We start from the raw sequence: 14,188 nt of genomic DNA on the forward strand, positions 1-14,188 counted from the left end.
TTTTTCTATAGGAGGAGAGAGAACATGATTATTCATATTTTAGCTGGAGGTCCAGTAGAGTGCTGGGCAGATTTTTCTAAATATGAGAGTGAAGACGTTGTATGGGCAGCTGTTGATCGCGGAGTATACCATTTGTTGCAGTTTGGAATTATGCCAAAAGTAGCGTTTGGTGATTATGATTCTGTTACAAAAGAGGAACTAGAGTGGATGCAAAAGCAGAAACATGATTTGCATATTGTACCGAAAGAAAAGGATCAAACTGATTTAGAGATTGCGATTAACTGGGCCTTAGAGCAACAACCAGAACAAATTCGTATTTTTGGTGCAACAGGTGGAAGGTTGGATCATAGTTTAGCAAACATTCAAATGTTAATAAAAGGTTTGCAATCCAATACCAATATAAGCATTGTAGATTATAAAAATGAAATTTCAGTTAGAGAATCGGGCACATATATAATTGAAAAAAATCCATCATTTCCTTATATATCTTTTGTTCCAGTGACAGAAATAGTAACGGGAATTACACTTCGAGGCTTTAAATATCTTCTTACTGATAAAACGATAAAATGGGGATCGACACTTTGTATTAGTAATGAACTCGTTGCGGAAAAAGGTACTTTTTCATTTACTTCTGGCATATTAATGGTGATAAGAAGCACTGATTGAAGAAATGCTTTTGTTGCGACGTCTATAGTAAACAAGTGGAGTAATGGGGATTAGGAGGGAAACCATGAGATTTTATACAATTAAGTTACCGAAATTTCTTGGTGGAATTGTTCGCGCGGTATTGAATACCTTTAAAAAAGGATAAAAAGCACCTATTACCGGTGCTTTTTTCATGAGCATAATAAAAAAAGAGCCAACGGGCTCTCTTTTTTATTATTAAACACGTTCGATTTTGCCAGATTTTAATGCTCTAGCAGAAACGTAAACACGTTGAACTTTACCGTCAATGCGTACGCGAACTTTTTGAAGGTTAGCGCCCCATTTACGTTTTGTAGCGTTCATTGCGTGAGAACGAGAGTTACCAGAACGAGCTTTTCTTCCAGTAATAGCACAAACACGAGCCATCTATATTTCCCTCCCTTATCTACCGTAACCTACGTAATTTTCAATGTTAGTCTTTTATGCGATGCTAAAAACACTACTATAATTTAACACAACTAAAAAGAGAATGCAACACTGTATAAAAAAGAAATCAAGAAAAATTACTTGACACTATATGTAAGAAATCAAAAGCTGAAATCAAGAAAAATCACTTGACATATTGTAGTGGTATATGTTGTATAATAACAATGGACTATTTTGCTCACCATAAAAAAGTGCTATTTTATTATATAAATGTAAGAGCGAAAAGAAAGAACGATGGAATTTTCTTTGAAAAGATTATATGATAGTAAATAGAGTAGTCTAGCTCACTTTCACCATTTCAGAAGGGGGAAACGAGATGTCAATTGAAATTAAGACAAAGTACGGTCAAATTGATATTAGTACAGATGTAATTGCAACAATTGCTGGAGGCGCTGCAGTAGACTGTTACGGCATCGTCGGTATGGCTTCTAAAAACCAATTAAAAGATGGGTTAACAGAAATTTTACGAAAAGAAAACTTCACTAGAGGCGTTATTGTTCGTAAAGACGAAGATGAAGTACATATTGATATGTATATTATCGTTAGCTATGGTACAAAAATTTCAGAGGTAGCACATAACGTCCAAACGAAAGTGAAATATACACTAGATCAAACGGTAGGACTAGCAGTAGATTCTGTAAACATCTACGTACAAGGAGTTAAAGTTATAAACTTGTAAAGTGCATTAAGGAGGAAGAACTGTGTCAATTCAAAAAATTGATGGAAAACGTTTGTCACAAATGATCATACAAGGAGCAAATAATTTAACAAACAATGTTCAACTTGTTGATGCTTTAAACGTTTTTCCAGTTCCAGATGGCGATACCGGTACAAATATGAACTTATCGATGACTTCAGGTGCGCGCGAGGTGAAAGGAAATCTTTCACAACACGCTGGTAAAGTCGGAGTAAGTTTAGCTAAAGGATTATTAATGGGAGCGCGTGGTAACTCAGGTGTTATTTTATCTCAGTTGTTCCGTGGCTTTTCGAAATCCATTGAACAAAAAGAAGAATTAACAACAACTGATTTTGCCGATGCGTTAGAAGCGGGTGTAGAAACGGCATATAAAGCAGTTATGAAGCCGATTGAAGGAACAATTTTAACTGTTGCAAGGGAAACGAGTAAACATGCAGTCACAGTTGCGAAAAAACAGCGCGACTTCGTTTTGTTTATGGAAGAAGTTGTGAAAGAAGCGAATGCATCATTAAATCGTACACCTGATTTATTACCTGTATTAAAACAAGTTGGTGTTGTAGATAGCGGTGGGAAAGGTCTTGTTGTTGTATATGAAGGATTTCTAGCAGACTTAAAAGGTGAAACAATCGCCTCTAATGAGCCAACACAACCATCTATGAATGAAATGGTACGTGCAGAGCATCACCGTAGTGTACAAAGCCAATTAAGTACAGAGGATATTAAATACGGTTACTGCACAGAATTTATGGTTAAGTTAGACGAAGAGAAAATGCAAGAACATAATTTCTCTGAGCAAAAATTCCGTGAAGAGATTAGTGTGTATGGTGATTCATTGCTTGTTGTATCTGATGATGAAATCGTAAAAGTTCATATTCATGCAGAGCATCCTGGAGATGCGATGAATTATGGACAACGTTATGGAAGTTTAATCAAGATTAAAGTAGAGAATATGCGTGAACAACATACTGCTTTATTAGATGAGCCTGCGGCGATGCATGTAGAAGTAAAACGACCTGCAGAAAAACAGCCTTATGGAATTGTAACAGTGGCAATGGGTTCTGGTATTAAAGAATTGTTTGAAAGCATCGGTGCGACGGTTGTTATTGAAGGCGGTCAAACGATGAATCCAAGTACAGAAGATATTGTAAAAGCGATTGAAGAAGCGAATGCAGAAAAAGTTATTATATTACCGAACAATGGTAATATTGTAATGGCTGCAGAGCAAGCGGCTTCTGTAGTGGATCAAGAAGTAATTGTTGTTCGATCAAAAACAGTTCCTCAAGGTATGGCAGCTATGCTTGCATTCAATCCAGCAGGAACTCTTGAAGAAAACGAAGCGCAAATGAACGAAGCGCTTGCTCATGTAAAAACAGGCCAAATCACGTATGCGGTTCGTGATACAGAAATTGATGGTGTAACAATTAATAAAGATGACTTCATGTGCATTGCGGATGGGAAAATTGTATCAACAGATGCAGAAAAAATTTCAGCTGCGAAAAAATTGTTAGAAAATATGCTTGATGAAGATGCGGAAATTTTAACAATTCTACAAGGTGAAGATGCATCGGAAGAAGAAGTGGATGCATTAGTAACATTTGTAGAAGAAAAATTTGAAGATGTAGAAGTGGAAGTTCATAATGGAAACCAACCCCTATATTCATTCATTTTTTCTGTTGAATAAAGTGAACACTTTATTATGAAGTTTTATTTCTGGTTAAAATGTGATTACTCTATAATGAGATGAACTAATATAAATGATGAGAGGGCCTTGCTAGCAGAAGTAGTGAGGTTCTCTTTTTTTTTTGGGGAATAAAGTAAAACTTCCATCAGTAGGGTTTTCTTCATCCCTGGCATAGAAACGGTTCGTCTTTTTCACATGCAAAGTTTAAAGCAAAAAGAGAAAGCGAGTATAGATTTATAGTAGAACTTACGTGTCGGAAAATTCAAATGAATACATATAAGATTAGGAAAGCTGAAATGACTACTATGCTTTCTTGATGCTATGGTAGAATAGGAGAGGTAGCGATTGTGTATTCAACGTGAAAACGGAAATACGTAATCCATTGTTGAGATATAACCTACAAGTAAAGAAGATGTGTGTTATATATGAAAGGTTAGGAATAAGATTTGACGGGGCGTGAAGATCTTGAATGAAGTGGTGCAAATTCCAATTACGGATGTGAAAGGGATTGGGGAAGAAACAGCTGTATTACTAAATGAGATGGGGATTTTTACGGTTTCTGATTTACTAGAGCATTTTCCGTATCGTTATGAAGACTATGCGATGAAAGATTTGGCTGAAGTTAAACATGAAGAACGAGTAACTGTAGAAGGGAAAGTACATAGCGCACCTCTTTTACAATATTATGGAAAAAAGAAATCTCGTCTTACTGTACGTGTTCTCGTGGGTCGTTATTTAATTACAGCTGTATGCTTTAACAGACCCTACTATAAGCAGAAATTAAATATTGATGAAACGGTAACGATATCTGGGAAATGGGATCAACATCGTCAAATGATTTCGGTATCTGAACTTCACTTTGGGCCGGTTGTTCGTCAGCAAGAAGTGGAACCGGTATATTCAGTTAAAGGGAAATTGACGGTAAAACAAATGCGTCGTTTTATTGCGGGGGCGTTTAAAGAGTATGGTTCTTATGTGAAAGAAGTATTGCCAGAAGGATTGTTGTCGCGTTACAAGTTATTATCCCGTTATGAAGCACTGCATGCCTTGCATTTTCCTAGTGGACAAGAAGATATGAAACAGGCGCGTCGCCGCTTCGTATATGAAGAATTTTTCTTGTTCCAATTGAAGATGCAAGCACTTCGGAAAATGGAGCGGGAAAGTTCGAAGGGAACAAAAAAAGATATATCTCTTGAACAATTAGAAGAGTTTATAAGTAATCTTCCTTTTCCGTTAACAAATGCGCAGCAGCGTGTTGTTACAGAAATTATGAAAGATTTGCAGTCCCCATATCGAATGAATCGTTTACTACAAGGTGATGTAGGTTCTGGGAAAACGGTAGTGGCTGCAATTGCTTTGTATGCTGCAAAATTAGCTGGATATCAAGGGGCATTAATGGTACCGACAGAAATTTTAGCGGAGCAGCACTATCAATCTTTAGTATCTACATTTTCTCATTTTAATATGAATATTGAATTATTAACAAGTTCTGTAAAGGGAGCGCGTCGTCGCGAGATACTAGCAAGGCTAGAACAAGGGGAAATTGATATTCTCGTTGGAACACATGCTTTAATTCAAAATGAAGTCATATTTCACAGGCTTGGGCTTGTAATTACGGATGAACAACATCGCTTTGGTGTAGCGCAGCGTCGTGTGTTAAGGGAAAAAGGAGAAAATCCAGATGTTTTATTTATGACAGCAACACCAATTCCTCGTACATTAGCAATTACTGCGTTTGGTGAAATGGATGTATCCATTATTGATGAGATGCCGGCAGGTCGTAAAGTCATTGAAACGTACTGGGCGAAACATGATATGTTTGAACGTGTTCTTGGATTTGTAGAGAAAGAAGTGAAAAAAGGACGACAAGCATACGTAATTTGTCCATTAATTGAAGAATCAGAGAAACTGGATGTGCAAAACGCAATTGATTTGCATAGTATGCTAACTCATCATTATCAAGGCAAATTTCAAGTTGGTCTGATGCATGGTCGTCTTTCTTCTCAGGAGAAAGATGAAGTAATGCATCAATTTAGTGAAAATAAAGTGCAAATTCTCATTTCAACAACGGTTGTAGAAGTTGGTGTGAACGTACCGAATGCAACAACGATGGTTATTTATGATGCAGAACGTTTTGGTTTATCACAACTTCATCAACTTCGTGGTCGTGTGGGACGTGGAAGTGAACAATCTTATTGTATTTTAATTGCTGATCCGAAATCGGAAACAGGAAAAGAACGCATGCGTATTATGACAGAGACAAATGATGGATTTGTTCTATCAGAAAAAGATTTGGAATTACGTGGTCCTGGAGATTTCTTTGGGAGCAAGCAAAGTGGTTTACCTGAATTTAAATTAGCTGATATGGTACATGATTATCGAGCATTGGAAACAGCAAGGCAAGATGCTGCGTTACTTGTTGAATCGACTGCTTTTTGGCAAAGCGAACAGTATGAAATGCTGCGAAGATATTTAGAGAAATCAGGTGTTTTTCAAGGAGAAAAACTGGATTAAAGCGCAAGAAGTAAAAAAATGTTGCATTCTGTATTTAATGCTTATATACTACTATTAGTACCTAGTCATAAAAATGGATGGTGCGGAATGAAAAAGAGAAGAAAAAAAGAAAGACAAGAGTTGTTACAACAAACAATAGAAGCGAATCCGTTTATTACGGATGAAGAATTAGCTGAACAATTTCAAGTGAGTATTCAAACAATTCGTCTTGATCGAATGGAACTTTCGATTCCGGAATTACGAGAACGAATAAAACATGTGGCAACGAAACAACATGAAGAAGATGTAAAATCTTTACCGCTTGATGAAGTGGTAGGAGAAATTATTGATATAGAATTAGATAGACATGCGATTTCTATTTTTGAAGTGAAAGTAGAACATGTCTTTAAACGTAATCAAATTGCTCGTGGACATCATTTATTTGCGCAAGCAAACTCATTAGCTGTTGCGGTTATTGATGAAGAATTAGCTTTAACTGCGAAGTCTACCATTCGATATATTCGTCCTGTAAAATTAGGAGAGCGTGTTGTTGCAAAAGCGCGTGTTGAAGATGTAGAGAATGATAAAGGACGGACGGTTGTCAAAGTGCAAAGTTTTGTTGGAGATGAACTTGTTTTTGCTGGCACTTTTGAAATGTATCGATCTAGTAACTATAGTGAGGAAGGTAACAACCTATGAGAATCGCAATTGATGCAATGGGCGGCGATCATGCTCCGAAATCTGTCGTACTCGGAGCAATGAAAGCAATTAAGCAATATTCAGATTTACATATTATTTTAGTCGGAAAAGAAGATGAAATTCGCAAATATTTAACAAGCGAAGAGCGTATTACAGTGCTGCACACAGATGAAGTAATTGAAGGGACAGATGAGCCGGTGCGAGCAGTACGCCGGAAAAAACAAGCTTCTATGGTACTTGCTGCGCAGCAAGTAAAAGAAGGTGCAGCTGATGCTTGTATTTCAGCTGGGAATACAGGGGCTCTTATGGCAGCTGGATTATTTGTAATAGGACGTATAGAAGGGATAGAGCGCCCTGCTCTTTCTCCTACGATGCCAACAGTAGATGGAAAAGGCTTTGTTATGCTGGATGTTGGTGCAAATGTCGATGCGAAAGCAATTCATTTGTATCAATATGCTGTAATGGGATCTGTATATGCAGAGAAAGTAAGAGGAATTTCTAATCCTCGTGTAGGGCTTTTGAATGTTGGAACTGAGGATGGAAAAGGAAACGAGCTTTCTAAACAAGTCTTTGCAATGCTAAAAGATGCACCACTTAACTTTGTTGGAAATGTAGAATCACGAGATTTGTTACAAGGTGTAGCGGATGTAGTTGTTTGTGACGGATTTACTGGAAATGTGGCTCTTAAAACGTTAGAGGGAACTGCAATATCTTTATTCTCGATGCTAAAAGAGCAATTAATGAGTTCATTTACAAGCAAACTAGCGGCAGCGGTATTAAAACCAAAATTAATGGTATTAAAAGATAAAATGGATTATTCAGAGTATGGAGGAGCAGCTTTATTTGGATTGAAAGCTCCTGTCATCAAAGCACATGGTTCTTCAAATGATCAATCAATTTTTAGCGCGATTCGTCAAACACGGGAAATGGTAGCGAAGGAAGTTATTCCTACTATTAAGAGTGTAATGGAGGAAGAACCGCTTCAATAATGAGGAGGGTTTGAAATGGGAAAACTGGCATTTCTTTTTCCGGGACAAGGTTCACAAGCAGTTGGAATGGGAAGACAATTAGCAGAAAGTTATGAAGAGGCTACAAAAGTATTTCGTCAGGCTGATGAAATTTTAAAGGATTCTCTTTCATCGCTTATTTTTGAAGGACCTCAAGAAGCATTGACGTTAACGACCAATGCACAACCAGCATTGGTAACGACAAGTATTGCAATTTTAAAGGTATTGGAGCAGTACGATATTACACCTGATTATGTTGCAGGACATAGTTTAGGTGAGTATAGTGCACTAGTAGCAGCAGGTGCTCTATCATTTGAAGATGGTGTATATGCTGTTAGAAAACGTGGTGAATACATGGAAGAGGCTGTGCCAAATGGCGAAGGTGCCATGGCGGCTATTTTGGGAGCAGATCCTGATATGTTAAAGCAGGTAACTGAGGAAGTGACGAATGAAGGTTATCCTGTTCAAATTGCGAATATGAATAGCACAAAGCAAATTGTAATTTCTGGTACAAAGCAAGGTGTAGAATTGGCTTCAGAAAAAGCGAAAGAAAACGGCGCAAAGCGTGCGATTCCGCTACGAGTTAGCGGTCCGTTTCATTCATCACTTATGAAACCAGCGGCTGAGAGGTTTCGAGACGTGCTAAATGAAATTGAGATTGAAGATGCAAAAATTCCGGTAATTGCAAATGTAACAGCAGATTGTACTTCGCGTAAAGAAGACATTCAAGAAAAATTAATTGAACAACTCTATTCCCCTGTACTATGGTATCCATCAATTGAACGTATGGTAGAACTAGGTGTAGATACATTTATTGAAATTGGACCTGGAAAAGTCTTAGCTGGTCTTATGAAATCAATTGCTCCGTCTGCGAAAGTATATGCGATATACGATGAGGAGACAATGAAAGATACCATTTCGAAACTGAGAGGAGAAGGCTAATGTTATTAAAAGACAAAGTTGCGTTAGTAACGGGAGCATCTCGCGGAATTGGCCGTGCAATTGCATTAGATTTGGCAAAACAAGGTGCAAAAATAGTTGTAAACTACGCAGGAAACGAATTGAAAGCAAATGAAGTTGTTGATGAGATTAAAAATTTAGGTTCAGAAGCAATTGCAGTAAAAGCAAATGTTGCAAGTGGCGAAGAAGTCGCTGACATGGTAAAACAAACTGTAGATACATTTGGTCAAATCGACATTCTTGTAAATAACGCTGGCATTACGAAAGATAATTTGTTAATGCGTATGAAAGAGGAAGAATGGGATGCGGTTATTAATACAAACTTAAAAGGTGTCTTTTTATGTACAAAGGCTGTATCTCGTTATATGATGCGCCAACGTCATGGACGCATTATTAATATCGCTTCTGTTGTCGGTGTTACTGGAAATCCAGGACAAGCAAACTACGTTGCAGCAAAAGCTGGTGTAATTGGATTAACAAAGACTTCAGCAAAAGAGCTAGCAAGTCGTAATATTACAGTGAATGCGATTGCTCCTGGATTTATCGTAACAGATATGACAGGTGTATTAGCGGAAGATGTGAAGAACGAAATGCTAAAATTAATTCCAATTGCAAAATTTGGAGAAGCTGAAGATATTTCAAATGCAGTTGCCTTTTTAGCATCAGATGCAAGTCGTTATATTACTGGACAAACACTTCATGTTGATGGCGGCATGGTGATGTAAGCAAGAAACTATAGAAATAGGTTGATTTCATTTCGTTTTTCTGTACAATATTAAATATGATGTCTTGAGGAGAGCGAATGAATTAAAAACAGTAATGGTTTGTCTATACTTTTTAAAGGAGGTGAATGAATATGGCAGACGTTTTAGAGCGTGTAACGAAAATCATCGTAGATCGTCTAGGAGTAGACGAAACAGAGGTAACACCAGCTGCGAACTTTAAAGAAGATTTAGGTGCTGATTCCTTAGATGTAGTAGAACTTGTGATGCAATTAGAAGATGAGTTTGAAATGGAAATTTCTGATGAGGAAGCAGAAAAGATTGCTACTGTTGGCGATGCTGTGACTTACATAGAGAGTCATCTATAATGCTTGATAAAGTCCCGTTTATATACGGGGCTTTCTCAGCATATATACCTGGAGGGACCTATGCCGTACAGAAAGTATAGAGATAAGAAGCATGAAACTAAATATCGAGAGGCTTTTAAAAAGTTTCAAGAGAAAATAGGGATTACATTTACAAATGAAAAGTTGTTGATTCAAGCATTTACGCATTCATCGTATGTGAATGAGCATCGCAAAAAGCCACATGAAGATAACGAGCGTCTTGAATTTCTTGGAGATGCGGTATTAGAACTGACAGTTTCGCAATACTTGTTTCAAAAATATCCGACAATGAGTGAGGGCGAATTAACAAAACTTCGCGCTGCTATTGTATGTGAACCTTCTCTCGTTCGTTTTGCAAATGAGCTATCATTTGGAAATCTTGTCCTTTTAGGAAAGGGAGAGGAAATGACAGGTGGGCGTGAACGTCCAGCATTATTAGCGGATGTCTTTGAAGCGTTTGTTGGCGCACTTTACCTCGACCAAGGTTTGGAAAAGGTATGGGGATTTTTAAAAACAGTTGTTTATCCAAAAATAAATGAAGGTGCTTTTTCTCATGTGATGGATTTTAAAAGTCAACTACAAGAGTTAATTCAGCGTGATGGTAGCGGGAACATAGAATATCAAATTCTACAAGAAAAAGGGCCGGCTCATAATCGAGAATTTGTATCGCGCGTTACATTAAACGGCGAATCATTAGGTCTTGGAAGTGGGAAGTCTAAGAAAGAGGCAGAACAACATGCTGCCCAAGAAGCGTTGGAAAAATTAAAAGAGCACTTATAGCGAATCCCCCTTATACTTAGGGGGATTCCTTGTGCATAAAGGGGGAAGGCCTTTCGTGTTTTTAAAACGATTAGAAATAGTAGGATTTAAATCCTTTGCAGAACGTGTGTCGATCGACTTTGTGCCAGGTGTAACGTCTGTCGTAGGACCAAACGGAAGTGGGAAAAGTAATATTACAGATGCAATACGTTGGGTGCTTGGTGAACAATCTGTAAAATCGCTTCGTGGTGCGAAAATGGAAGACATTATTTTTTCAGGCAGTGATACACGTAAAGCATTAAATATTGCTGAAGTCACATTAACATTAAATAATGAGGATCAGCGTCTACCAATTGAATATAACGAAGTAAGTGTAACGAGACGAGTATATCGTTCAGGAGACAGTGATTTTCTTATTAATAAACAGTCTTGTCGCTTAAAAGATATCGTTGATTTATTCATGGACTCAGGTATGGGGCGTGAAGCGTTTTCGATTATTAGTCAAGGTAAAGTGGAAGAAATTTTAAGCAGCAAAGCAGAAGATCGCCGCAGTGTTTTTGAAGAAGCGGCTGGTGTGTTGAAATATAAAATTCGCAAGAAGAAAGCGGAAGGAAAATTAGCGGAGACGCAAGAAAATTTAAATCGTGTAGAAGATATTATTCATGAATTAAGTGCACAAATTGAGCCTCTTGAAAGACAAGCTTCTATCGCAAAAGATTATCTTGAGAAAAAAGATGAACTAGAAAAAGTTGAAGCCGCATTAATTGTGTATGAAATTGAAGAATTACATGAAAAATGGGAAGCGCTTCGTCAGCAATTTAAGCATAACAAAGATGAAGAAGTGAATGTTTCGACGCATCTTCAAAAGAATGAAGCGGATTTAGAAGAGATACGCGGAAATGTACAAGCTATTGATGAGTCTATTCAATCTTTACAAGAAGTTCTTCTTCTTTCTAGTAAAGAACTTGAAAAATTAGAAGGGCAACGTGAACTGTTGAAAGAAAGAAAGCACAACGCAACAACACATTGTGCGCAGTTAGAAGCATCCATTCATGAATTAACGGAAAAAGTTTCTGTATATGAAGGAAGTGTCCTGCAAGGAACAGAAGCATTGATGAAATTAGCAAGTCATGTGAAAGAGTTAGATCAGAAACTGCATGATAGCGAACAATTGTTGTCTACATATGAACGAAATTTAGATGGAAAAATCGAACATTTAAAAGGGGATTATATTGAACTTTTAAATCAACAAGCAAGCTATCGAAATGAACTTTCTATGTTAGAGGAACAATTTAAACAGCGAGATTTCAAAAATCAGCGCCTTGACGAAGAAAATGAAAAATATGTACAGATGCGGATAGGTATTGCGCAGAAAAAATCAACCTTCGTTGAAAAATATGAACATATAAAAGAACAAGTCACAAATCTGTTGTCAAGCATGCAACAAACGGAAACTGCGCTTGGAAAATGTAAAGAACAATATAGTGAAAATGAAACCAAGTTGTATCAAGCATATCAGTATGTTCAGCAAGCTCGTTCTCGTAAAGAAATGCTTGAAGAAATGCAAGAAGATTATTCAGGGTTTTATCAAGGTGTTCGTGAAGTGTTAAAAGCCCGCGATAGCCAGTTACATGGTATTGAAGGTGCAGTTGCAGAGCTTCTTACTGTACCGAAAAAATATGAAGTAGCGATGGAAATCGCACTTGGGGCAGCAATGCAACATGTGGTTGTACAAACAGAAGAACATGCACGCAGAGCTATTGCATTCTTAAAGCAAAACCGCCATGGCCGTGCGACATTTTTACCACAAAGTGTCATAAAGGGAAGAGCGCTTAATATAGAGCAACTTCGCATGATAAGCCAGAATCCGGCATTTATAGGAATAGCTGCAGAGCTTGTACAGTACGATAATAAATATGAAAAAGTAATTACAAATTTATTAGGTACAGTAATAGTTGCTCATGATTTAAAAGGTGCAAATGAATTAGCGAAGCAACTGCAGTATCGTTATCGGATTGTTACATTAGAAGGGGATCTTGTGAATCCTGGTGGTTCAATGACAGGTGGTGCGGTGAAGCAAACAAATTCTTCTTTATTAGGACGTCAACGGGAATTGGAAGAGTGGAATGAAAAGTTGACAGATATGGAAGGAAAGACTGAGAAGCTAGAGAACTTTGTTAAAGCACTAAAACAAGAAATACAAGAAAAAGAAGTAAAGTTGAAGGAACTGCGACAAAACATTGATGAAAAGCGTGTAGACGAACAAAAGTACAAAGAAGAAATAAATCAGTTAGAGTTAGAAGAACATCGCATTAATGAGCGCTTATCTATTTATGATTTAGAGCTAGAAGGATTTTTGCAAGATCAAGCGAAGATACAAGGGCGAAAAACTGAGCTAGAAGAAACGCTTACTGAGCTGCAAGGAAAAATTACGGAACTCGATATGACGATTACAGAGTTAACAAAACAAAAGAACGAGCAGCATTCTTCGAAGGAAAAGGTTCAGAAAGAGATTACCGAGCTAAAAGTACAAGGGGCTGAAAAGCATCAACGATTATCAAATCAAAAAGAAACAGTAGAACGCTTAACAAAAGAACGAGATGAAACGAAAAAGAATCTTATAAAGACAAAAGAAGACTTAGCATTCTTAAAACAAGAAATGACATCGAATTCTAGCGGCGAAGAGCAAATTACAAGTATGATTGAAAAGAAAACGCACGATAGAAATCAAACTGTGGAATTAATTAGCTCACGCCGTGAACAACGTCTTGGTTTACAAGGGCGATTAGAACATCTAGAGTTAGAAGTGAAAGAAGCGAAACGTCAATATAAATACTTGCTAGATGTATTAAAAGATCAAGAAGTGAAAATAAATCGTTTGGATGTGGAGTTAGAAAATCGCTTGCAACACTTACGGGAAACATATACTATTTCTTTTGAATCGGCGAAACAAAAATATACGATGACAATGTCTAGCGAGGAAGCTCGTAAAAAAGTGAAATTAATTAAACTATCCATTGAAGAACTCGGCACAGTAAATATAGGTGCTATTGATGAATTTGAGCGCGTATCTGAGCGTCATACGTTCTTGTTAGAGCAACGTGATGATTTACAAGAGGCAAAAACAACAATGCATCAAGTAATTGACGAGATGGATGAAGAAATGAAAAAGCGTTTTTCTTATACGTTCCAAGCAATTCGTACAGAATTCCAGCTAGTATTTAGTGAATTATTCGGCGGTGGGCGTGCAGACTTGGTTATGACTAACCCGAAAGATTTATTAAATACAGGGATTGATATTGTTGCGCAACCACCAGGGAAAAAGTTGCAAAACTTAGGTCTTCTTTCTGGAGGAGAACGAGCATTGACGGCTATTGCGTTGCTATTTGGTATTTTAAAAGTTCGTCCTGTACCGTTTTGTGTGCTAGATGAAGTTGAAGCTGCGTTAGATGAAGCGAACGTTGCTCGGTTTGCGCAGTATTTGAGAAGATTTAGTAATGAAACGCAGTTTATCGTTATTACGCACCGAAAAGGTACGATGGAAGAATCTGATGTATTATATGGTGTGACGATGCAAGAGTCTGGTGTGTCCAAGCTTGTTTCCGTGCGTTTAGATGATGGGGAAGAGCTTGTTACGAGCAAATAGAAAGGAT

At 37.4% G+C, this 14,188-nt stretch carries 13 protein-coding genes; 12 read left to right on the forward strand and 1 reads right to left on the reverse strand.

Features of this window, described 5'->3' with window-relative positions; translation table 11 throughout:
- The first annotated feature begins 24 nt into the window (after positions 1 to 24).
- Together AB1280_RS02595 and spoVM are read left to right on the forward strand one after the other, a co-directional pair.
- A complete protein-coding gene (locus AB1280_RS02595) occupies positions 25 to 666 on the forward strand; it encodes a thiamine diphosphokinase (protein ID WP_429754793.1) in 642 nt (213 codons plus the stop codon).
- Positions 667 to 730: 64 nt separating this feature from the next.
- Positions 731 to 811 carry a stage V sporulation protein SpoVM gene (spoVM, locus tag AB1280_RS02600; RefSeq protein WP_020059192.1) on the forward strand — a complete coding sequence of 27 codons (81 nt, stop codon included), beginning with the start codon at positions 731 to 733 and terminating at the stop codon, positions 809 to 811.
- Positions 812 to 882: 71 nt separating this feature from the next.
- Here spoVM and rpmB read toward each other — a convergent pair whose 3' ends face one another.
- Entirely contained in the window at positions 883 to 1,071 is a 189-nt protein-coding gene (gene rpmB, locus AB1280_RS02605; protein WP_000124776.1) for a 50S ribosomal protein L28, read from the reverse strand.
- Between the two features lie 376 nt (positions 1,072 to 1,447).
- Between rpmB and AB1280_RS02610 the strand changes: the two genes are divergently transcribed.
- The 10 genes from AB1280_RS02610 (at position 1,448) to smc (ending at position 14,181) form a co-directional block, all read left to right on the forward strand.
- Positions 1,448 to 1,810 carry an Asp23/Gls24 family envelope stress response protein gene (locus AB1280_RS02610; protein WP_000021111.1) on the forward strand — a complete coding sequence of 121 codons (363 nt, stop codon included), beginning with the start codon at positions 1,448 to 1,450 and terminating at the stop codon, positions 1,808 to 1,810.
- A gap of 22 nt (positions 1,811 to 1,832) precedes the next feature.
- A complete protein-coding gene (locus AB1280_RS02615; protein ID WP_272188171.1) occupies positions 1,833 to 3,509 on the forward strand; it encodes a DAK2 domain-containing protein in 1,677 nt (558 codons plus the stop codon).
- A 465-nt stretch (positions 3,510 to 3,974) separates the two neighbouring features.
- Positions 3,975 to 6,023 carry an ATP-dependent DNA helicase RecG gene (gene recG, locus AB1280_RS02620; RefSeq protein WP_429754794.1) on the forward strand — a complete coding sequence of 683 codons (2,049 nt, stop codon included), beginning with the start codon at positions 3,975 to 3,977 and terminating at the stop codon, positions 6,021 to 6,023.
- An 87-nt stretch (positions 6,024 to 6,110) separates the two neighbouring features.
- Entirely contained in the window at positions 6,111 to 6,701 is a 591-nt protein-coding gene (fapR, locus tag AB1280_RS02625) for a transcription factor FapR (RefSeq protein ID WP_272188169.1), read from the forward strand.
- The gene (gene plsX, locus AB1280_RS02630) at positions 6,698 to 7,690 is read left to right on the forward strand and encodes a phosphate acyltransferase PlsX (protein ID WP_429754795.1); all 993 of its coding nucleotides are present in this window, start codon (positions 6,698 to 6,700) and stop codon (positions 7,688 to 7,690) included. The genes fapR and plsX overlap by 4 nt, the downstream gene beginning before the upstream one ends.
- A 15-nt stretch (positions 7,691 to 7,705) precedes the next feature.
- Positions 7,706 to 8,650: an ACP S-malonyltransferase gene (gene fabD, locus AB1280_RS02635; RefSeq protein WP_429754796.1), complete on the forward strand. Its 945-nt coding sequence runs from the start codon at positions 7,706 to 7,708 to the stop codon at positions 8,648 to 8,650.
- On the forward strand, positions 8,650 to 9,393 hold the full coding sequence (gene fabG / locus AB1280_RS02640) for a 3-oxoacyl-[acyl-carrier-protein] reductase (RefSeq protein ID WP_429754797.1): 744 nt from the start codon (positions 8,650 to 8,652) through the stop codon (positions 9,391 to 9,393). The genes fabD and fabG overlap by 1 nt, the downstream gene beginning before the upstream one ends.
- A 131-nt stretch (positions 9,394 to 9,524) precedes the next feature.
- A complete protein-coding gene (acpP, locus tag AB1280_RS02645) occupies positions 9,525 to 9,758 on the forward strand; it encodes an acyl carrier protein (RefSeq protein ID WP_020059185.1) in 234 nt (77 codons plus the stop codon).
- A gap of 60 nt (positions 9,759 to 9,818) precedes the next feature.
- A complete protein-coding gene (rnc, locus tag AB1280_RS02650; RefSeq protein WP_098916233.1) occupies positions 9,819 to 10,556 on the forward strand; it encodes a ribonuclease III in 738 nt (245 codons plus the stop codon).
- A gap of 55 nt (positions 10,557 to 10,611) precedes the next feature.
- The gene (gene smc / locus AB1280_RS02655; RefSeq protein WP_429754798.1) at positions 10,612 to 14,181 is read left to right on the forward strand and encodes a chromosome segregation protein SMC; all 3,570 of its coding nucleotides are present in this window, start codon (positions 10,612 to 10,614) and stop codon (positions 14,179 to 14,181) included.
- Positions 14,182 to 14,188: the final 7 nt, after the last annotated feature.

The organism is Bacillus sp. S10(2024) (assembly GCF_050473865.1).
GTDB lineage: Bacteria > Bacillota > Bacilli > Bacillales > Bacillaceae_G > Bacillus_A.

Coding starts and splice junctions, on each gene's coding strand:
- AB1280_RS02595 (WP_429754793.1), top strand. CDS start 25: ATGATTATTCATATTTTAGCTGGAGGTCCAGTAGAGTGCTGGGCAGAT.
- spoVM (WP_020059192.1), top strand. CDS start 731: ATGAGATTTTATACAATTAAGTTACCGAAATTTCTTGGTGGAATTGTT.
- rpmB (WP_000124776.1), bottom strand. CDS start 1,071: ATGGCTCGTGTTTGTGCTATTACTGGAAGAAAAGCTCGTTCTGGTAAC.
- AB1280_RS02610 (WP_000021111.1), top strand. CDS start 1,448: ATGTCAATTGAAATTAAGACAAAGTACGGTCAAATTGATATTAGTACA.
- fapR (WP_272188169.1), top strand. CDS start 6,111: ATGAAAAAGAGAAGAAAAAAAGAAAGACAAGAGTTGTTACAACAAACA.
- plsX (WP_429754795.1), top strand. CDS start 6,698: ATGAGAATCGCAATTGATGCAATGGGCGGCGATCATGCTCCGAAATCT.
- fabD (WP_429754796.1), top strand. CDS start 7,706: ATGGGAAAACTGGCATTTCTTTTTCCGGGACAAGGTTCACAAGCAGTT.
- fabG (WP_429754797.1), top strand. CDS start 8,650: ATGTTATTAAAAGACAAAGTTGCGTTAGTAACGGGAGCATCTCGCGGA.
- acpP (WP_020059185.1), top strand. CDS start 9,525: ATGGCAGACGTTTTAGAGCGTGTAACGAAAATCATCGTAGATCGTCTA.
- rnc (WP_098916233.1), top strand. CDS start 9,819: ATGCCGTACAGAAAGTATAGAGATAAGAAGCATGAAACTAAATATCGA.